Genomic DNA, 19,686 nt, shown 5'->3' on the forward strand with positions numbered 1-19,686 from the left:
CTCAATCCCTGTCCTTGAACTTCTTGTGCTTGTGTTTGTGCTTGTGCTTCATGTGCCTGTGCCTGTCGTGCTCCTCGTAGCGGGCCGGTGCCGGGTTCACGTTCACCTCGACGCCAACGGCGGGCACGTTCACGTTCACCTGTACCACTGGGCCGTGGTACCCGCGCGGAGGAGCCCTCGTCACCACCGGGCGTGCATAGTGCCACGGCCGGTAGATGATGTTCACCTGCACCAGCCGCGCCCTGTCGCGCGTGTACACCTCCGGGTATTCGTCCGTGTAGTAGTACACGTCCTCCTGCTCCTCGAAGTCGTGGCGCGGAGGCGGCGGGTAGTAATGGGAGTGCGGCCCGTCGTGGTAGCAGTACGCCACGTCGTCCTCCCGGGAGTCCTCCCCGAGGACGACGTTGATGACCACCGGATGGTGCCCATAGTACGAGTGGCGCGGCCCGTCGTACCCGAAGGGCGTCGGGTCGCCGATGAAGAAGTACACGTCGCCGTGTTGCCGGTAGAGCACCGGCGCATGCACCGGCGACGCGGCATGCACGTGCACTGCCTGAATGTGGCACAGCCCTCCCTCCGGCTGGCCGGTGCGTGGGTGCGGCCCCGCGTACTTCACCGGCTTCGCCTCGCTCACTCCCGCACCGGCGAGCGCCAGCAGGAGCGCCCAGCCCATCAAGTCCATCCGTGCCATCTCACCCTCCGTGAGGCGCGCAGACTACGACGGATGGCGTGAAGGAGAAGAGACGCCCAGTGGCCCCTGCTGCCTGGGGTTGCAGCGCCACTGCACGCGTGCCCGCCTGGTTGTACGGCCCGCGTGGAGGCGGACATCTCGACGGTGTTCACACGGCGCCCCCCTCGTTCCAGGATGCGGCCCGCACCCCGCTTTCTCTCCCACGCGCGTCTCGATGGATCTCCTCGTCTCGCACACCGCGCTCCGCCGTCTCCTGCTCTGGCTCCTCGGGCTGCTCACCGGCCTGGGGTTGGCCGTCGAGCTCGCGTACGCCCGCTGGCGTTCGCCGGAACTCAGGCCGCTGCTCGGCTTCCTGTCGCTCAGCTATGAGCAGAACCTGCCCACCTGGTACGCCTCGGGGCTGCTGCTGTGTTGCGCGCTGGTGCTGGCGGCCATCGCGCGTGACGCGGTGCTCCGTGGCGCTCCCCTCCGCCGCCACTGGTGGGGGCTCGCCGCGGCGTTCTTCTACCTGTCCATGGACGAGGCGGTCGGCCTGCACGAGCACCTCGGTGAGTGGCTGGAACTGGATGGCGTGCTGTACTTCAGCTGGGTGGTGCCGGCGGGGGGCGCCGTCCTGGGATTCGGGCTGCTCTACCTGCCCTTTCTCGCGCACCTGCCCGCGAGGCCCCGCTGGCAATTCCTCACCGCTGGAGCCCTCTACGTGACCGGTGCCCTCGGCATGGAGCTGCCGCTCGGCTACTGGACGGAGCGGCATGGCAACGACAACCTTGTCTACGCGCTCATCGACCTCATCGAGGAGTCCCTCGAGCTGCTGGGGGTGAGCCTCTTCCTCGTGGCGCTGGTGGAGTACCTGGGGGCGAGGGTGCGCGTCTCGCTCGTGGCCCCCGAGCGCGAGGTGTCGTCCGGGCCATGAGTGCTTCCGTGGACAGGCCGTCGCCGTACATCGTGGGGCCGGTCTACGACTGGGCCTTCTTCCTGTTGCCGCCGCTTGGCGCACTCGCGCTGGGGGTGGCCATCTCGGGCACCTCCTTCAGCGGGGAGCCATTCGTGCTCTGGGGCCGCGAAAAGACCCTGGCCGGGCTGCTGGTGGGCTCCCTCATCCATGCGCACCTGGTGGCCGTCTTCTTCCGGAGCCATGGCAACCCGGCCCTCTTGCGACGCTTCCCCCTGCGCTTCCTCCTGGTGCCGGTGCTGGCGTGGGCGCTCATCCGTGGCTCCCCCATGGTGGCCGCCCTGGCCACCGTGCTCGCCACCTTCTGGGACGTGTGGCACTCGGGGCTCCAGACGTTCGGCTTCGCGCGCATCTACGATCGCAATGGGGGCAACCCGCCCGCCCTGGCCCGGCAGCTCGACTTCTGGCTCAACCACCTGCTCTACGCCGGGCCCATCCTCGCCGGGGCCACCATGCTGGACCACTTCCGCAGCTTCGATGCGCTCGAGGACGTGGGCCTGCCGTTCTTCACCGCCGTTCCGGCCTTCATGTCCGCCACCCACCGGGCGTGGACGCTCGGAGTCGTCACCCTCGGGGGCGCCTTCCTCGTCTTCTACGTGTTCGCCCACTGGTACCTGTACCGGCGGGGCTACCGGTTGTCGTTCTTGAAGGTCTTCCTGCTCGTCACCACCGGAGCCTGCTCCATCTACTCCTGGGGCTTCGACAGCTGGGGCGAGGCCTTCTTCATCATGAATCTCCTCCACGCCGTGCAGTACCTCGCCCTGGTGTGGGCCTCCGAGCAGGAGCGCATCCGGGAGAGGCTGCGGCTCGGCCAATGGCGGGCCAACAGGCCCGTGGCGGCCGCCGTCTTCCTGGGCTCGGTGCTCGTCTACGGCGTGGGTGCGGAGCTGCTGGATCCGGACCTGGAGAGCCTGTGGGCACTGACCCTCGTCGTGTCGCTCATGCACTTCTGGTACGACGGCTTCATCTGGTCCGTGCGCCGCGAGCAGGTGTGAGCATCGAGAGAACTCGTCTGCGCCCGTCGCCTTCACGCCGCGCGCGGCTCGGACTGCGCATCGGGGGGGGTTGAGCAGCGAGGGACATTCCGCTTCCTGACCGGGCAGCATCCGTTCTGGAGACAGGCCAGCAGATCGACCAGGCTGCTCTCCTCGAGCGCCCCACCGATGCACTGGAGCGTCTCCATCGACAGTTTGCTCCTCTTGGCCAGTTCCTGGAGCACCTTGAGCGCTTGCTCGCCCCTGGCATCCGGGAGGCGGGCCTTCTCCGGGCTCGCGCGGCGGCTCTGCCGGCAGATCGACCGCATGTCGATGGCCCCGCCAATGCCTACCTCGCGCGCATGGAGGATCTCCTTGCCAAGGTAGGAGATGAGGAGGGCCTGATCCATCCAGTCGATGATGCGCGACAGGGGATAGAGGGTGCGCAGCGTCAACCATCCGGGCTCCACCCGGGCCAGGTGCTGGATATCGAAGATGCCCAGCTCCTCGAGCCGCTCGGCGACCTGATCGGTGATGCCATTGACATAGCTGAGCGGCAGGGGCTCGGTGCCGGGCGCATCCGGAAGGAGGGCCTGCCGCAGCCGCTGATTGAGTGCCTTCATCCCCACCGAGGGAAACAGCCCGAGGGAGAAATACAGGAAGGCGGCCGCCACGCTCTGGCTCGGATGGAAGAAGCCGATGGAGCCCAGCACATAGCCCAGCACCATGAGGATGAGCGCCCGGAGGGCGGCGGACATGACGAACTCGGCGGAGAGGGCCGCCGTCCGGATGCGGAAGATGGCGAGCCCCAGGGTGTAGACGTAGATGCCGCAGCCGGCCAGCTCCAGCCCCAGCAGTCCGTTCGGGCTCATGCGGTCGAGCCCCCGGGTGACCAGCATCAGGGCCAGGCTGAAGAAGGGCACGGCGAGCAGCAGCGCCCCGAGGATGAATTGCCGGAGGTAGCCCTGCTGCTCGATCAGCTCGCCGCTCAGCTCCCGGCTGAAGATGGGAGGCAGGGTGCCATCGGCCCGCGTCTCCGCATACACGGCCAGGAAGGACTGGTAGCTCCTCACCTCCTCGCGCCGCACACCGAAGATGCGCTGGGCGCTCAACAGCCGGTAGCCCAGCAGGAGGAAGCTCGGCATCAGCGAGCCCACGAGCGCCAGGACCAGGTGGCGCCCTGTCACCTCCATCACCCGCAGCAACAGCCCCAGCCCCCCCACGATGGCCGAACTCAACAGCAGCAGCAGCAACACGCTCCAGCGCTCGCCCTTCGTGTTCGGCGAGCCTGTCGGCGGGTTCGTCCCGGCCACGGCTGCCGGTTCCGGGCTTCTTGATTCACGGTGATGACGCACGCTCGACCCCCTCTGACAGGGAATGGCGTCATGCCGTTTGTGACGTTTGTCCGAACCCTCTCCGGAAGCGCGCGTTCCCGGCGTCGTCGCCCGGCTCGTGGGCACCCGGGTTGGCGGCTCACCGGTCGGTCCCGTTCTTGAATTCATGCGTGAGCGGCTCTCCGCCCGGCAGCACCGTCGTGGGCACCTCGCTGCTCGTTGGGAAGGAGCGCTCCACCCGGGTCTCCTGCTCCGCGCTCCGCACCAGAGCCCGGCCCTCCTTGCGCGCGAGGGCTTCCTGCACCAGGCGGCCCAGCTCCCGCTGTCCGTGAGGGTAGGGAGCGGACGATCCCGTCAGGGCACACAGTTGCTCACGCAGCCGCAGGCCCCGGTCCGTGCGCTCCGCCACCTGCCACCGCAGCAGCTCCATGATGGCGGCATCCAGCGCCGGGGGCACTTCCGGGCGGTGCGTCGAGGGCGGCACGAGGAAGGGCGGCGGGGCGCCGCGCACCATGTCCGAGGCATCCTCCCCCTGGAAGACACGCTGTCCCGTGAGGGCCTCGTGCAACGTGAGCCCGAGCGCGAAGAGATCCGCCCGCCCGTCGAAGGCCTGGCCTCGTGCCTGCTCCGGTGCCAGGTAGCCCAGCTTGCCGCGCACCCGGTCGGCCTGCGTGAGCCGGACGTGAATGGCCGCGCGGGCCACGCCGAAGTCCCCCAGCTTCACCTCGCCGATGCGCGACAGCAGGATGTTGGGTGGATTCACGTCCCGGTGCACGAGGTTGAGCGGCAGGCCCTCGCTCGAGGTGCGCCCGTGCACGTAGTCGAGCGCCTGGCCCAGCTCGGCCCCGAGGTACGCCACCACCGTCGGCGGCAGCGGCCCGTGGCTCTTGAGCAGCTCGCGCAGGGACATGCCCTCGATGTGCTCCATGGCCATGAAATAGGTGTCTCCGAACCGGCCCACGTCGAGCACCTGGACGATGTTGGGGTGGTTGAGCAGCGAGCCCAGCTCCGCCTCCCGGCGGAACAGCGTCACGAAGTCCTCGTCCTCGGCGTAGGCCGGGAGGATGCGCTTGATCGCCACCTGCTTCTCGAAGCCGCCCTCGGGGCTGTAGGTGGCGCGGAACACCTCCGCCATGCCGCCCACGCCCAGCCGCTCGTGGAGGAAGTACTTGCCCACCAGCTCCTTCTCTCGCACGGCGTGCAGTGCCTGCTCGGCCCGGTGCGTGAGGTAGCCGGCCACGAGCGCCGACAGCCATCCGATGACGAAGTAGTAGACGGCCCGCAGAATCACCAGCTGCGGTGTGAAGATCAGGGGAATGGGCTCGGCCAGCCGGGGCCAGGCCAGCAGGAAGTAGAGCAGCACCGTCTGCGCCGCCACGAGCCCTCCCGCGAAGAGCGCCAGGCTGCGCTTGCCCCGCAGCGCCGTGAACACGATGGTCCCGGTCCAGAGCACGGCCATGGGGTTGCCCAGCGCCTGCTCGGCGGTTCCGAAGAGGGTGTCGCAGACGAAGAGGAAGGCCCCGGTGGTGGTCTCCAGGACGACGTTGACCCAGTAGATGGCGGGGTGGAACCAGCCTCGCCGCAGCATCCGGGACAGCACCCCGTAGTAGACGGCGAAGACGGCACACAGGCCCGCCACGGACAGGGCGCGGGGCCAGCCGATGAGTGGGCTCATCCCAAGCGTGGAGACGATGAAGAGGCAGGACACCCGGCTGATGAACCGGGTGACCGCGGCTTCACGGGCGATGGCGTCCGCCCGGAAGTGCTCGGCGAGCAATTGTGCACCGAGCGGCGCCGCGCTACCCGGAGGGTCGGAGTGAGGCATGGGAAGCCCCATTGTCTCGCAGCCAGCCGTGGCGGCAAGGCGAATCCCGGCGCCCGGCTCGAGCAGCTCGGCCGGACCGGATCTCTGAATGTCCTACCCGGCGTTCAATCCGGCCCGCGTGGGGACCTCCGCGCGCCCCCGTCCACGGAGGATGGGACGGGGGCGCACGGAACGTCGCTGGAGACTTCGCGCCGCGGACTAGTGGAAGTCCGGCGCGACGCGCATCGGCGTGAAGAGGGGCCGGACGGTGGACGAGGCCTTCGTGGCGCCTTCCACCTCATCCTTGAACAGGTTGTAGAGGATGTCGGCGCTCTTGCGGAGATCCTCGACCGGAGCGCCCTCGTTGATGCCGTGGTAGTTGATGGGCGGCCCCATCTTCTCGGTGAACAGCGCGCCAGCGGCGATCAGGTTCGTATTGCCCTTGGCATCCGTTCCGCCACCGATGGCCCACCGCGGGCACTGCTCGCCGAGGGCCTTCTCGAACGCCGAGCTGACGCGCTGGAACGCATTGCCCTCCGGGAGCCGGACATCGGGCGGGTACGAGGTCGTCGTCTGGAACCCGAGGGTGTAGTCAGCCTCCTTGGGGAACTCCTGCAGCAGCTTCGCGAAGGTGTCCTGGAAGACGCTCTTGGACGCCTTGCCTCCCACCAGGCCCTCGGTCTTCTTGTCCCACGCCACGCTGTGGTGGCCGAGGGCATAGCGGATGTCGATCTGCACCCGCGCGGCGATGTCGGGAGCGCCCGCCGGGTTGGTGTAGAAGCGGGTCACGGCATAGGTCGTCCCGTTGCCCGCCGTGAAGACCTCATCGTCGCGCTGCAGCAGCTCCGGGTGGTGCTCGCCGAAGACCTTGGTGCCCCAGCTCCAGGTGATGAACCGGGCCAGCTCGCTGACTTCATTACGGGCCAGGTGCTTGCCCACGCCCACCTGGGCGCTCAAGAAGTTGCTCAGGGAGATCAGCGGGTTGGCGCCCTCCTCCCGGTTCTCGTCCGGTGCCGAGCCGTGCTGCGCGCCGCTCACCTTGGTGGTGAGGACGAGGCCGTTGTTGGCCAGGTCCGACCTGTCCACGGTCAGCTCGGCCCGGCGATAGGCGGGATCGTCGAACCCGTGGCCCTTGTACAGGGCCTCCACCTGCTGGGCGAAGCTCTCGAGGGCCTGCGGCGAGTCCGAGCGGATGACGGCGGTGGCCGAGTCGGGAATCTGGTTCGCGGGCCCCTGGGGGGTGTTGAGCGACTCGATCCACACGCCCGTGGGCGTCGTGGTGCCGCGCTTGATGGTGAAGACGGGGCGCTCAATTCCCTTCTCGGCGCGGATGCACCACATGGCGTCGAAGATGACCCCCAGGTCCGGGTTCTCCTCTGGCTTGTCCTCCAGGTAGTAGGGCATCGCCATGTCGGTCTCCTCCGAGGTGTCGAAGAGGACCTCCAGGGTGACGCCATTGAGCTTGGAGTCGCCGTCGTATTGCCGGGCCACGGCCTTCAGGACGTTGAAGGCGATGAGGGCGGGGCCCTTGTCGTCGATGGAGCCGCGGCCGACGTAGAACTCCTGCGCCCTGCCGAAATAGGTCCGTTGCTCCTTCACGAGCTTGAAGGGCTCCCAGCCCGCCTGCGTCCCCGGCGGCACCGTGTCCAGGTGGCTGCTCAGCGCGACCCGGCGCGGCCCCGAGCCCACGCGCACGCCGAAGAGCCAGTACTCCTGGCCATTGATGGTCTTCTTCCACTCGAAGGGCACCAGCTTGTGCACCTTCTGCTCCGCGTTGAACTGCTCGACCTGGAGCCGCACCTCCTCCTGGATTTTCTGGAGGTTGGCCACGGTCTCGGCCTCGCTCTGGTCCGCCCCACGGTAGGTCCGGGCCGCGACGAACTTCGAGAGGTCATCGAACAACTTTTCGTCGATGTAGCGGTGGAGCTGTTCGAGCCCACCCTCCGACGGCTCATCCGGCGGATCCTCTGTCGGAGTACACGTGCAGGCAAATCCTAATAACACCAAGAAGGCAAGCCGAGTTCCAAATCCAGACATGTCATTCCTTCTGTTCATACGAAGCACACACTCCTCCTTCGCGGGCCGGGAAGTAGCCACACGAGGCATGGGGCCTCATAGCAGGAACAGAGGCATTGTTGCGTGTGAGACGCATGGGCGGAACGAGGCCCTGTCGCGTGCGTGGGCGTGACATGGCGCGGCAGCCGAAGGGCTGGCGAGGCCCCGGGGGCGTGCACCGGATGTGCTGATGCCGCGGTGCGCCGTCGGCACCGCGGCCGCGAGGCACTCGCCGGCCTGTTTCCCGTGGGGCTCAGGCCTCCGGAAGGGAGGGGGCCTTGGGCCAGTCGAGCTCGGTCTGGGCGATGACGGCCACGGCGTTGGTGAAGCTCCTGAGGGAGACGGCGGCGATGATGTCGACCACCTCGGCGTCGGTGAGGCCCGCCTCACGGGCGCGGGTGAGCTCGCCGCCCGCGCCGTGGCCGCCGGTGCGCACCACGCGGCGAGCCAGGGCGAGGATGGCGTTCTCGCGAGCGTTGACGCCGGCGCCCACGCGCGCCGCGTCGATGTCCTGCTCGCTCAGACCGGCGGACTTGCCGATGGCCGAGTGCGCCGAGATGCAGTAGCCGCAGCCGTTGAGTTCGGAGACGTGAAGGCTGAGCTGCTCGCGCTCGCGGCGGGAGAGGGTGTTGCCGCGCGACAGGGCCTCCTCCCAGGAGAGCATGGACTGCAGGGCACCCGGAGAGTGGCCGATGGTGGCGTAGAGGTTGGGCACGCGGCCGAGCTTCTTCTGGAGGGACTGCAGCAGGGGCTGGGTGGAGGAGGGGGCGGAGTCGGCGGTGGGGCTGGAAATGCGGGACATGGTGTGCTCCAAGGGGCGGCGGGAGCGGCCGGAAGTAGCCGGTTCACGCCGCGACACCCAGGAAGGTCTCCAGCCCCGCCTGCATTACAGCCGCTTCGACGGCGGGGCTCGCCGGGCCTCGCGTGCAACGCGCGGTGTCCATGTCGACCCGTCCGCTCCGGTGCGCTTGAGGGTAGCTCAATCCTTACATGACCCACATTTCCGGGTGTGGGCGTGTTGTCCGGGTGGATCATTCCCAATACACGACATGGAATGTTTCTCATTTCTTGAACATATTCCCCGGCGGCTGTGGCCCGTGAGGCAACAGGCCTCTGGTGGGGCCTTGTCGCACCGTTCGCGAGGGCAGTTCATCGTCGGCTGGTGGACGGTGTATTCACCTGTTCTTCCGGGAGAAATGGCAACCATTACCCTGTGTTGGCAGGTGAGTGTTCGCTGGCGTCCACTGGTGAGGCTTTGTATTTGGCCCTGGTAGGCGGGCACGCTCGGTTTCCCGTATTCCCTTTCATCTCAATTACGCGCAGTGCTCCTGATTCCTTGCACCCATCAAGGAATCAGGGAGGCGGGGGCGGAGTGGGGGGGCGGGTCCGAGCCGTCTCGAGCAGATGGGGGAATCACACCATGCCACTCGCCACGCAGGTGCTGCCGCGGTGGCTGCTGTCCCACGAACCCCACCTCGAGCCCGAGGAGCGCGAGCTGCTGGAGTTGCTCGCGACGGAAGAGGCGAGGGGCTTGTACCGCGCACGCGGCATCGCCGCTGGCGCGCCGTCCTGAAGGGACGGCGATTTCTAGAGAAGGGGGGAGTGCTTTGGAACTGGATCGCGAGCGGCTGCTCGCCACCTTCGCGGAGGAGTCGGAAGAGCTCCTGACCGGAATGGAAGAGATTCTCGTCTCGCTGGAGGAGCATCCGGACCAGGAGCGGCTGCGGTCCATCTTCCGGGGCGCGCACTCGGTGAAGGGGGCGGCGGGCGCGCTGGGCTTCTCCGGAATGACGGACGTGGCGCACGTGCTGGAGGACGTGTTGGAGACGCTGCTGGAGCGGCGTCTGCCGGTGTCCGACGAGCACGTGACGCTGCTGCTGGCGGCGGTGGACCGGCTGCGGGAGTTGTTGCGGTCGGTGCTGGAGGGTCGGGAGCGGCCGGCGCAGGAAGACGCGGGGCTGGTGGCGCGGCTGAGGGCCTGCTGTGAGTCATTGCGCCAGCAGGAGTCTCCCCGGGGGGTATACGCCGGGCCGGCCGGGGAATCGGCGGTGGAGCTGGGAGGGCGGCGCGGGCGCACGCTGCGCGTGGACGTGGAGAAGCTGGACCGCATCGCCATCCTGACGGGAGAGCTGGCCATCGCGCGCACGCGGCTGGCGCAGGTGCTGAGCACGGGCACGGCCGAGGAGGCCCAGGAGGTGCACCACGAGGCGGACCGCCTCCACGAGGAGTTGCAGGAAGAGGTGATGCGGGTGCGGATGGTGCCCGTGGGTCCGCTCTTCCGGCAGCACCTGCGCACGGTGCGCGACCTGACGCGGATGGAGCGCAAGTGGGCGCGGCTGGTGTTGGAGGGCGAGGACGTGGAGGTGGACACGGCGTTGGTGGAGGGTCTGCGCGAGCCCTTGCTGCACCTGGTGCGCAACGCGGTGGACCACGGGTTGGAGACGCCGGAGGAGCGGCGGGCGGCGGGAAAGGAGGCGTGCGGCACGCTGGTGCTGAGGGCCTTCCATGAGCCGGGCTCGCTGGTGGTGGAGCTGTCCGATGATGGCCGGGGTCTGCGCTACGCGCGGCTGCGGGAGAAGGCGCGCGAGTTGGGGATGGAGCCCGGGCGGATGACGGTGGAGGAGCTGGAGGAGCTCATCTTCCTGCCGGGGCTGTCCACGGCGGAGGCGGTGACGGAGGTCTCCGGGCGCGGGGTGGGCATGGACGTGGTGCGCCGGAGCGTGGAGGCGCTGCGGGGCCTGGTGACGTTGCGCAGCGAGGAGGGGAAGGGCACCACGGTGAAGCTGCGGGTGCCACTGACGCTGGCCTCCATCCAGGGCTTCTCGGTGGGCGTGGGCGAGGAGACGTACGTGTTGCCGCTGGCGGCGGTGCGCGAGTGCCTGGAGTTGCCCGCGGATCGCCACGGGCAGTCCGGTGCCGGCGTCTTGAGTCTGCGAGGCCGTTCGCTGCCCTACCTGCGGCTGCGCGAGGTGCTGGGGGTGGAGGGCCCCGTGTCGGCCCGGGAGAGCGTCGTCGTGCTGGGCCACGGTGGGAGCCGGGCGGGCCTGGTGGTGGACGCGCTGTATGGCGAGGGCCCGTGCGTCCTCAAGCCGCTGGGCCGGCTCTTCCGCCACCTGCCCGGCGTGTCCGGCTCCACCATTCTCGGCAGCGGTCGCGTGGGGCTCGTCCTGGACGTGCCCACCCTGCTGCGCACCGCCATCCGCCAGCGGGCCGCCATGGGCTGACGCCCTGCTGGCCTGGATCCTCCAACCGCACGAAGGAAGACCATGCTTCTCAAGAACTTCACCATCGCCCGCAAGCTGCAGCTCGGATTTGGACTTCTCGTCGCGTTGCTCGCCGCCGTCATCTGGAGCTCCTACGTCTTCTTCCGGATTCTGGTGGGCAATGATGGGTATTACCGCTCCCATGAGGTGCGGCTGGAGCTGCAGTCCCTCGGCGTCAACGTGATGGACATGGAGCACCGGGCGCTGGAGTACGCCTTCACGGGCAACGAAGACATCCTCGAACTGTTGCCCCAGCGTCAGGCCGCGTTTCTCGAGTCCCATGCCCGGCTGAATGTGCTGACGGCCAAATACCCGCGTGAGCAGGAGTTGCTGCAACAGCTCGTGGACCAGTACCAGCAGAAGTTCCTCCCGCACCTCGAGCGCGAGGTGGCGCTGCGCCGGGATGTGGACGCGGGCCGTGTCCCCCTGGAGCAGCTCGTCGAGTACGTGAAGGAGGACAAGGGAGGAAAGAGCATGGAGCGCATGTCCAGCACATCGGCTCTCTTCCGGCAGGAAGTGCTGGAGCAGCGCCGCCGCCTCCTGGAGGAAACCGACGCGCAGACGTTGTCTGTCTCCCGGATGCTGGTGACGGGAGGCGTGGTGGGGCCGGTGCTGGCGATGCTGCTGGCCTGGCTGCTGTCGCGCAGCATCGTCCGGCCGCTGAATGAGGCGATGGGGCTCACCAGCAAGCTGGCCTCGGGAGATCTCACCACGGCCATCGAGGTGCGCGGGCGGGACGAGGCGGCGCGAATGATGGAGGGGATGAGGGAGATGGTGCGGCGCTTCGGCAGCGTGTTGGGAGAGGTGCGGGGAGCGGTGGGCTCGCTGTCGGGAGCCTCGGGGCAGGTGGCGGCGGCGGCGCAGGCGCTGTCACAGGGCACCAGCACGCAGGCGGCCTCGGTGGAGGAGACGACGACGAGCCTGGAGCAGCTGAGCGCCTCCATCAGCCAGAACGCGGAGACGAGCAGACAGTTGGAGGCGATGGCGGTGAAGGGAGCGGCGGACGCGCAGGAGAGCGGACAGGCGGTGAACGAGACGGTGGAGGCGATGGCGGCCATCGCCGAGCGCATCTCCATCGTGGAGGAGATTGCGTACCAGACGAACCTGCTGGCGTTGAACGCGGCGGTGGAGGCGGCGAGGGCGGGGGAGCACGGCCGGGGCTTCGCGGTGGTGGCTTCGGAGGTGAGGAAGCTGGCGGAGAGGAGCCAGAAGGCGGCCAAGGAGATAGGCAGCCTGGCGGGCAGCAGCGTGAAGGTGGCGGAGCGCTCGGGGAGGTTGCTCAAGGAGCTGGTGCCGTCGATTCGCAAGACGGCGGACCTGGTGCAGGAGGTGGCGGCGGTGTCGCGGGAGCAGGCCGGTGGAGTGGCGCAGATGAACCGGGCGATGGTGCAGGTGGACCAGGTGACGCAGCGCAACGCGTCGGCGGCGGAGGAGCTGTCGTCGACGGCGGAGGAGCTGGCGGCCCAGGCCGAGTCGTTGCAGCAGATGATGACGTTCTTCCGGGTGGTGGAGTCGGGGTGGGCGGTGCAGGGGATGGCGCCGCCAGCGCGCTCGCTGAGGCCCGCACCGGCGCACCTCCCGATGCCGCCCGCCACGCAAGGGCTCAAGGCGGTGGCGCAGACGCTGCCGACGCAACTGCCGACCCCGTCATTCCCGGCGGTACCCGAGCGCGCGTCGTTCAGCTCGGACCACGACTTCAAGCGCTTCTAGGGGTTCTCCATGTTCCAAAACGTCAGCATCACTCGGAAGCTGCAGCTCGGGTTCGGCACGTTCGTCTCGCTGCTCGCGATGGTCACCTGGGGAACCTTCTTTCTTTTCCAGGCGCTGGTGGAGTCGGCCGTGAACGACTACCGCTCCTACGAGAGCCTGTTGGAAGTCCGAAGCATGGGCGTTGCCCTGATAGATCAGGAGGCCCGGCTCCAGGGCTTCGCGCTCACCAGCGACGAGACCTTCCTCGAGCTCGTGCCTCAACGGCAGTCCGAGTTCCTCGCCAGCCACGCGAAGGTGAAGGCGCTGACGACGGACAACCCCCACCAGCAGGAACGGCTGCAACAACTGCTGGACCAGTACCAGCAGAAGTTCCTCCCCTACGCCGAGCGCGAGGTGGCGCTGCGCCGGGATGTGGACGCGGGCCGTGTCCCCCAGGAGCAGCTCGTGGCGTACGTCAAGGACGCCCAGGGGCAGAAGCTCGTGGCCTCCATGCGGGAGCTGGCGAACGCCATCCGCCACGAGGAGCAGATCCAGCGCGACCAGCGGGGCGAGATCTCCAAGAGGGGGGTGGACCTGGTGAAGTTCATGTTGGCGTTGGGAGGCGTGTTGGGGCCGGTGCTGGCGGTGCTGCTGGCCTGGCTGCTGTCGCGCAGCATCGTCCGGCCGCTGCAGGAGGCGGTGGGGCTCACCAGCAAGCTGGCCTCGGGAGATCTCACCACGGCCATCGAGGTGCGCGGGCGGGACGAGACGGCGCGGATGATGGAGGGGATGAGGGAGATGGTGCGGCGCTTCGGCAGCGTGCTGGGAGAGGTGCGAGGAGCTGTGGGCTCGTTGTCGGGAGCCTCGGGGCAGGTGGCGGCGGCGGCGCAGGCGCTGTCACAGGGCACCAGCACGCAGGCAGCCTCGGTGGAGGAGACGACGACGAGCCTGGAGCAGCTGAGCGCCTCCATCAGCCAGAACGCGGAGACGAGCAGGCAGTTGGAGGCCATGGCGGTGAAGGGAGCGGCGGACGCGCAGGAGAGCGGACAGGCGGTGAACGAGACGGTGGAGGCGATGGCGGCCATCGCCGAGCGCATCTCCATCGTGGAGGAGATTGCGTACCAGACGAACCTGCTGGCGTTGAACGCGGCGGTGGAGGCGGCGAGGGCGGGGGAGCATGGCCGGGGCTTCGCGGTGGTGGCCTCGGAGGTGAGGAAGCTGGCGGAGAGGAGCCAGAAGGCGGCCAAGGAGATAGGCAGTCTGGCGGGCAGCAGCGTGAAGGTGGCGGAGCGCTCGGGGAGGTTGCTCAAGGAGTTGGTGCCGTCGATTCGCAAGACAGCGGACCTGGTGCAGGAGGTGGCGGCGGTGTCGCGGGAGCAGGCCGGTGGAGTGGCGCAGATGAACCGGGCGATGGTGCAGGTGGACCAGGTGACGCAGCGCAACGCGTCGGCGGCGGAGGAGCTGTCGTCGACGGCGGAGGAGCTGGCGGCCCAGGCCGAGTCGTTGCAGCAGATGATGACGTTCTTCCGGGTGGTGGAGCCGGGGCGAGTGCCGCAACCGGAACACGTGCCGGGTCCCGCCCCGATGCATCCTCCCGTGCATTGGCCCGCGCGGGGACTCAAGGCGGTGGCGCAGGTGCTGCCGATGCAGATGCCGCCCACTCCGGATCACGACTTCAAGCGTTTCTAGGTGGAAGGACCTCCCCCATGATCACGAACACGAATCCCCTCTCCGAGGTCACCCGTCCCGCGCAGTACCTGGGTTTTTCCCTGGCCGGCGAGACGTACGCCATCGAGCTGCTGCGCATCCGGGAGATCATCGAGCACGTGCCCATCACGCGGGTGCCTGGAATGCCTTCCGCCGTGTTGGGAGTCATCAACCTGCGGGGCCGGGTGGTGCCCGTGGTGGATCTGGCGGTGAAGATGGGACTGGGTCCTCGGCCCATCACTCGCTGGACCTGCTTCGTCGTCGTCGAGGCCATGATGGACGGCGAGCGCACCACGCTGGGGCTGCTGGCCGACTCGGTCAGCGAGGTGCTCGACCTGGCGCCGGACGACGTCGAGCCGCCGCCCGCCTTCGGCACGCGCGCGCCGGTGGACTACCTGCGAGGCATGGGCCGGCAGGAGCAGCGCTTCATCCTCCTGTTGGACCTGGACCGGATGTTGTCCTCGGCGGAGCTGCTGGGCCTGGTGGGCGCCGCGGCCGGTGGGGGCGTATGAGGGCGGGAAGCTCCTCGGAGCCGGTCGTGTCCGGCGTGGGTCCGCTTCCGCTGTCGGAGCGGGAGTTCTCCCTCTTCCAGACGTTGGTGGAGCGGGAGGCGGGCATCCACCTGGGCCCCTCGAAGCAGGCGCTGCTGGTGGGGCGGTTGTCCCGGCGGGTGCGGGCGCTGGGGCTGACGTCCTTCGGTGCCTACTTCCGGTTCGTCTGCATGCGCGGCAACGAGGAGGAGCGGGTGCGGATGTTGGACTGCCTCTGCACCAACGAGACGCACTTCTTCCGCGAGCCGGGGCAGTTCGACTTCCTGCACCAGCGCGTCTTCCCGGAGTGGACGCGGCGGGCGGCGCAGGGACTGATGGCCAGGCGCGTGCGGGTGTGGAGCGCGGGGTGCTCGACGGGCGAGGAGCCCTACTCGCTGGCGATGACGTTGCTCTCGCACTTCCCTCCGGGCTCGGGATGGGAGTTGGAGGTGCTGGCGACGGACCTGTCCACCTGGGCGCTGGAGCGGGCGAGGCAGGGGCTCTGGCCGATGGAGCGGGCGGCGGGCATCCCCCGGCCCCTGCTGCGGACCTTCATGCTCAAGGGGGTGCGCAGCCAGGAGGGGTGGATGAAGGCGGGCCCGGAGCCGCGGGCGGTGCTGCGCTTCGCGCGCGTCAACCTGAACGAGGAGCACGGCTGGCCGGAGGGTCCTTTCGAGCTCATCTTCTGCCGCAACGTGCTCATCTACTTCGGGGCCCAGGCCCGCGCCCGGGTGTTGAGCTCGCTGCTGCGCCGGCTGCCTCCAACCGGCTACCTCTTCCTGGGGCACGCCGAGAGCCTCACCGGCAGCGCCGAGCCCGCTCGCTGTGTGGCTCCCAACATCTATTGCGCGAAGTCCCCGCAGCCCGTGAGTGGCGGCGGCCCTTCTTGACGGGTCCCTCACCCGCGCTTTCCGAGCGCTCTGTTTGCCATTGGATGAGTTGTCTCTCCTTGGATTGATCCAGGGAAGATTCAGGAGCTAGGCTTATCGGATGGATCAAAATTTAGGAACAGTCTCGAACACCGGGTCCGCCATGCGTCCGGAGTCGAGCGGAGCGGCGAAGTGGCCCTGGGAGAACCTCGTCTTCGAGGGAGGGGGCGTCAAGGGCGTCGCGTACTCTGGAGCCCTCCAGGTCCTCGAGGAGGAAGGCATCTACCCAAATCGCATCAAGCGGGTCGCGGGCGCGAGCGTCGGGAGCCTGTGCGCGACCTGGACCGCGCTGGGGTTCCCAGCGCAGGAGATGGCTAGAATCTTGAAGTCGACCGACTTCACCTGGCTCATGCAGGACGCCCGCATGGGAATGCTCGGCGGACTCTTCAACATCTTTCGTTCTTACGGGATGAACCCTGGCGCGCGCCTGCTCGAGTTCGTCGGAGAGCATCTCGCTTCGCGCACAGGCTCCAAGGACGTGACCTTCGCGCAGCTCCTCGAGCGGACCGGCCGGGAGCTGTGCGTGCCGATCACCAACGTCTCCCGGATGAACATCGAGTACTGCCATCCCAAGACGACGCCGAACATGCCGGTGCGGGTCGCCGTCACCGTCAGCATGTCACTCCCGGTGCTCATGCGGCCTTACCGGGTCTTCCGGACGCTCGGTACGGGCAGTGGTGCCTGGGACGAGGAAGACCTCTACACGGACGGCGGTGTTCTCAACAACTACCCCTTGCGCGCCTTCGATGGTTGGTGGCTCTCGATGCGTCCCGAGGACACCTTCCTGCGTCGGCTGCGGCCCTTCTCGCAGATCGAGCAGCTCGCCGATCCGGCGAAGACATTCTCTCCGCCCAACCCGGCGACGCTGGGGTTCACCGCGTTCAATGCCGATGACCAGGACATCACGTCCGCCTGGCTCGCCGACGGCGCCAGCCCGCCGCCCCGCCCGGATACCAAGCTCTCCCGGGCGCGCAAGGCGATAGATGTCGCCATCCAGAAGCGGGATGCCAGGGTCGCGGACCTGGAGAGCGCCTTCGGCAGGCTCCTGGAGGCCCTGGCGAACGTCGAGCGCAGCGGAGACGGGCGGATCAGCCGGAAGGAGTGCGAGGACCTCTTCACGAGCGGCAAGTTCACGAAAGATGACGCCATCCTGCTCTTTGGCTCGACCCACGTGCAGGACATCTTCACGCAGCTCGACGAGAGCAAGGATGGCTTCGTGGACATGGGGGAGTTGCAGAAGTTCATGGACGCGCGCAACGTCGACCTCACCACCCGCCTGCTGGGAGGCTTTCGGACGAGGAAGACCCTCTCCGTGGGCGACTTCTTGTCGGGCCTGCTCAACACCATCCTCGCCTCCAGTCAGCGCAAGGATATGGCGCCGTCGGATCGGGACCGCACGGTGCCGATCTACACCGACTACATCGGCACGTCGGACTTCCGCCTCATGCCGGCCGACTACGACTTCCTGGTGGAGTCGGGTGCGCGTTACACCCGGGCCTTCCTGGAGGCCTACGCGGCGCGGAGCCAGGTGCTCACGGCGGGCCGGAGCGGGTAGCCCGAAGGGCAGGCTCGGTTCAGCCCGAGACCCGCTTGAAGGACACCACGCTCTCCGCCAGCTCTGGGAAATCCAGCTCGCGCGCGAGCCGCCAGAGCCGCTGCCGGAACAGGGGCTCGGAGGGGAGGGGCTCCAGCGTACCCACCAGGATGAGGTTGCTGTACTGCGCGGTGCCTCTCAGCATCGCGCAGTCCTCGAAGGCGCTGGCGAAGGTCTCGATCCGCTTCGCCACGTCCCGTGGATCCTCCAGCGCGATGTTGAGCACCGCCACGCCCCCGAACGAGAGTCTGTGCCGGACATCCTCGAAGACGCGCGCTGCCTTCAGGTGGTCCGGAGTGCCACGGTCCGAGAAGGCATCGAGCAGGATGAGATCATAACGTGCGCCCTGCCGCGTCATGAAGCGGGAGCCCTCATCCACATGGATGAGCAGCCGGTGATCCTCGCGGACGCCGAAGAAGCGCCGGGCCGTATCCACCACCACCGGGTTGATCTCCACCACGTCGATCCGTGACCTGCGGGGCAGGAGCCGGTGCAGGAGCATGGGAAACGAGCCTCCGCCGAGGCCCACCACCAGGATTCGAGAGCGGCCCTGAGTGAGCGCGAGCCCGGCGGTGGCCACGCGCACGTAGCTGATGGGGACCGCCAGCGGATCGCTCTTGAGAATGGCACTCTGGAGGGTGCCCTCGGGGCTGTCGAAACGCAGCGAGCGCTGGTCGCCCACGTCCACGACGTACACGGGCCCGAAGGGCGAGTCGGCCTCGTGGACCACTGTTCCTGATTCGCTCACGAGCAAAGCGGTAGCACGGCCCGGAGTTCCAGGCGAGGGCGTGGGCACCGGGTCAGTTCACCCTCGACGCGATGAGGGCGATGTTGCGTGGGGAGAGGCGCGGTTCGAAGACCTGCAGGAGCTCCACCTGGAAGCCCATCTCCTCGAGGAGGAGCGCGCGATCGAGCAGAATCACGAGCTCCAGGGCCCTCGCGAAGCGATCCCTCAGCAGATGACAGAGGAAGATGCGCCTCGTCTCGGAGCGGACGGACGCTTCGAAGGAATTCAGTTCGGCTTCCGTCATGCCGGCATCGAGTCGCAGGCGCTCCAGGCGATCACGCGCATAGGCGGCGAAACTCCCGGCATAGAGCGCCTTGGGTGCATCCCCCGCCCGCACGAAGCCGAGAGCGGGAAACTTCCGCCTCAGCAGGAGATCGAGCGCGAACCGTTGCGCGTTGACGCGTTTCATCAGCGCGAACTCCGCCTCGCTCTTGTGGTGCCGTCCGCGCGTCGCCAGGAACAGGGCACGTCGGGTGATGGGAAGTGCATGCGCCTTGCCGAAGCGGGAGACAGGGTAATCCCGTGCGGCGTCCATCTGGTCGTAGCAACAACCAAAGTTCAGCAGGAGTCCTGCCTCCTGGCTCTTGCGAATCTGTGTCAGCGCGAGCGACCCGCAGGTGTGTAGACCAATCGAAACCCGCTCCTGCCCGGAAAAGAGCGGATCAATCCCGCCCTGCGGCCCGTCCTCGACGGAGGAGTGGATGAAACACAGCTTTTCCCGCGGCAGGCTCCGGGCCCTTCGCAGCCAGTCCCGGCCTTTCTCCTGCAAAGCGGCATCACGATCGATGCTGTGGAAGGTCCAATCGAAAGTCCTGACACAGAGGCGAGCGAGATGTCCCATGCCGCCACCGATATCGACCGCCTGGCGGATCGTCTTGGTTCTCGGCGCGAGCAGGGCGAGGACCCTCTCGATTTCATGGACCTTCTTGGCATTGAGTCCCTGCGCGTCCGCGGTCGTCAGACGTTGAACGCCTTCATGCCAGGGCAGCGCTGTCAGTTCTCGAAGAGCGAGCACGAGCGAATGCAGCGACCGGGGCGGCTCACCTGGAAGCTCCCCATCGTCCAGCCTCCTTTCGCCCTCTTCGTCGAGCGCTTCAGCGTAGGGCAGCCAGGATTCGAGGTAAGCGGCTCCGGACTCCGGCCAATTCTGGAGGATGGAACGTGACCAGAGCTCGGACCATGGCCTGAGCAGGTCGGTGAGCGCTGTCAGCCGATCTCGATGGTTCATCCTCTTCCACTTCACGCACCATGAACGAGCACCCGAATACTCGCCCGAGGTCAAGCGCTTCGTCGACAAGACGTTTCGCGGCGCCATCGTGACGGCCTGGTAGGTCGTTTGCGTGGAAGCCGGGGGTGTGGCTCCTGGGCTCGGAGCAG

General features: G+C 67.9%; 16 protein-coding genes. 9 read left to right on the forward strand and 7 right to left on the reverse strand.

All coding sequences use genetic code 11. The features are described 5' to 3' along the window. Window position 1: 1 nt before the first annotated feature. On the reverse strand, window positions 2-691 hold the full coding sequence (locus F0U63_RS21465) for a hypothetical protein (protein ID WP_395847773.1): 690 nt from the start codon (window positions 689-691) through the stop codon (window positions 2-4). 214 nt (window positions 692-905) lie between these two features. On the opposite strand from F0U63_RS21465, the gene F0U63_RS21470 reads away from it, so the two are divergent. Beyond that, complete coding sequence (locus F0U63_RS21470) at window positions 906-1,604, forward strand: hypothetical protein (RefSeq protein WP_395847774.1); 699 nt, start codon at window positions 906-908, stop codon at window positions 1,602-1,604. Next, window positions 1,601-2,638: a hypothetical protein gene (locus F0U63_RS21475; RefSeq protein WP_395847775.1), complete on the forward strand. Its 1,038-nt coding sequence runs from the start codon at window positions 1,601-1,603 to the stop codon at window positions 2,636-2,638. Before F0U63_RS21470 ends, F0U63_RS21475 begins: the two co-directional genes overlap by 4 nt. A 32-nt stretch (window positions 2,639-2,670) precedes the next feature. Here F0U63_RS21475 and F0U63_RS21480 read toward each other — a convergent pair whose 3' ends face one another. From F0U63_RS21480 to F0U63_RS21495, 4 genes are all read right to left on the reverse strand, one after another. After that, window positions 2,671-3,930: a hypothetical protein gene (locus F0U63_RS21480; RefSeq protein ID WP_395847776.1), complete on the reverse strand. Its 1,260-nt coding sequence runs from the start codon at window positions 3,928-3,930 to the stop codon at window positions 2,671-2,673. 160 nt (window positions 3,931-4,090) lie between these two features. Continuing rightward, a complete protein-coding gene (locus tag F0U63_RS21485; RefSeq protein WP_395847777.1) occupies window positions 4,091-5,776 on the reverse strand; it encodes a serine/threonine-protein kinase in 1,686 nt (561 codons plus the stop codon). Window positions 5,777-5,974: 198 nt separating this feature from the next. After that, entirely contained in the window at window positions 5,975-7,657 is a 1,683-nt protein-coding gene (locus F0U63_RS21490) for a M20/M25/M40 family metallo-hydrolase (protein ID WP_395847778.1), read from the reverse strand. 406 nt (window positions 7,658-8,063) lie between these two features. After that, window positions 8,064-8,612: a carboxymuconolactone decarboxylase family protein gene (locus F0U63_RS21495; protein WP_395847779.1), complete on the reverse strand. Its 549-nt coding sequence runs from the start codon at window positions 8,610-8,612 to the stop codon at window positions 8,064-8,066. A gap of 618 nt (window positions 8,613-9,230) precedes the next feature. Here F0U63_RS21495 and F0U63_RS21500 point away from each other — a divergent pair. The 7 genes from F0U63_RS21500 (at window position 9,231) to F0U63_RS21530 (ending at window position 17,483) form a co-directional block, all read left to right on the forward strand. Then, on the forward strand, window positions 9,231-9,383 hold the full coding sequence (locus F0U63_RS21500) for a hypothetical protein (RefSeq protein ID WP_395847780.1): 153 nt from the start codon (window positions 9,231-9,233) through the stop codon (window positions 9,381-9,383). Between the two features lie 34 nt (window positions 9,384-9,417). Then, window positions 9,418-11,034, forward strand: coding sequence for a chemotaxis protein CheA (locus F0U63_RS21505; RefSeq protein ID WP_395847781.1), 1,617 nt, complete (start codon window positions 9,418-9,420; stop codon window positions 11,032-11,034). 42 nt (window positions 11,035-11,076) lie between these two features. Continuing rightward, the gene (locus F0U63_RS21510; RefSeq protein WP_395847782.1) at window positions 11,077-12,783 is read left to right on the forward strand and encodes a methyl-accepting chemotaxis protein; all 1,707 of its coding nucleotides are present in this window, start codon (window positions 11,077-11,079) and stop codon (window positions 12,781-12,783) included. A gap of 9 nt (window positions 12,784-12,792) precedes the next feature. After that, on the forward strand, window positions 12,793-14,451 hold the full coding sequence (locus tag F0U63_RS21515) for a methyl-accepting chemotaxis protein (protein ID WP_395847783.1): 1,659 nt from the start codon (window positions 12,793-12,795) through the stop codon (window positions 14,449-14,451). Between the two features lie 17 nt (window positions 14,452-14,468). Further along, window positions 14,469-14,981, forward strand: coding sequence for a chemotaxis protein CheW (locus F0U63_RS21520; RefSeq protein ID WP_395847784.1), 513 nt, complete (start codon window positions 14,469-14,471; stop codon window positions 14,979-14,981). A gap of 26 nt (window positions 14,982-15,007) precedes the next feature. Then, window positions 15,008-15,889, forward strand: coding sequence for a CheR family methyltransferase (locus F0U63_RS21525; RefSeq protein ID WP_395847785.1), 882 nt, complete (start codon window positions 15,008-15,010; stop codon window positions 15,887-15,889). Window positions 15,890-16,031: 142 nt separating this feature from the next. Beyond that, on the forward strand, window positions 16,032-17,483 hold the full coding sequence (locus tag F0U63_RS21530) for a patatin-like phospholipase family protein (RefSeq protein WP_395847786.1): 1,452 nt from the start codon (window positions 16,032-16,034) through the stop codon (window positions 17,481-17,483). Between the two features lie 19 nt (window positions 17,484-17,502). Here F0U63_RS21530 and F0U63_RS21535 read toward each other — a convergent pair whose 3' ends face one another. Together F0U63_RS21535 and F0U63_RS21540 are read right to left on the reverse strand one after the other, a co-directional pair. Then, complete coding sequence (locus F0U63_RS21535; protein ID WP_395847787.1) at window positions 17,503-18,252, reverse strand: spermidine synthase; 750 nt, start codon at window positions 18,250-18,252, stop codon at window positions 17,503-17,505. A gap of 70 nt (window positions 18,253-18,322) precedes the next feature. Further along, window positions 18,323-19,537: a methyltransferase gene (locus F0U63_RS21540; RefSeq protein WP_395847788.1), complete on the reverse strand. Its 1,215-nt coding sequence runs from the start codon at window positions 19,535-19,537 to the stop codon at window positions 18,323-18,325. Window positions 19,538-19,686 lie beyond the last annotated feature (149 nt).

This window comes from Cystobacter fuscus (assembly GCF_044360685.1).
GTDB classification, from domain to species: domain Bacteria; phylum Myxococcota; class Myxococcia; order Myxococcales; family Myxococcaceae; genus Cystobacter; species Cystobacter fuscus_C.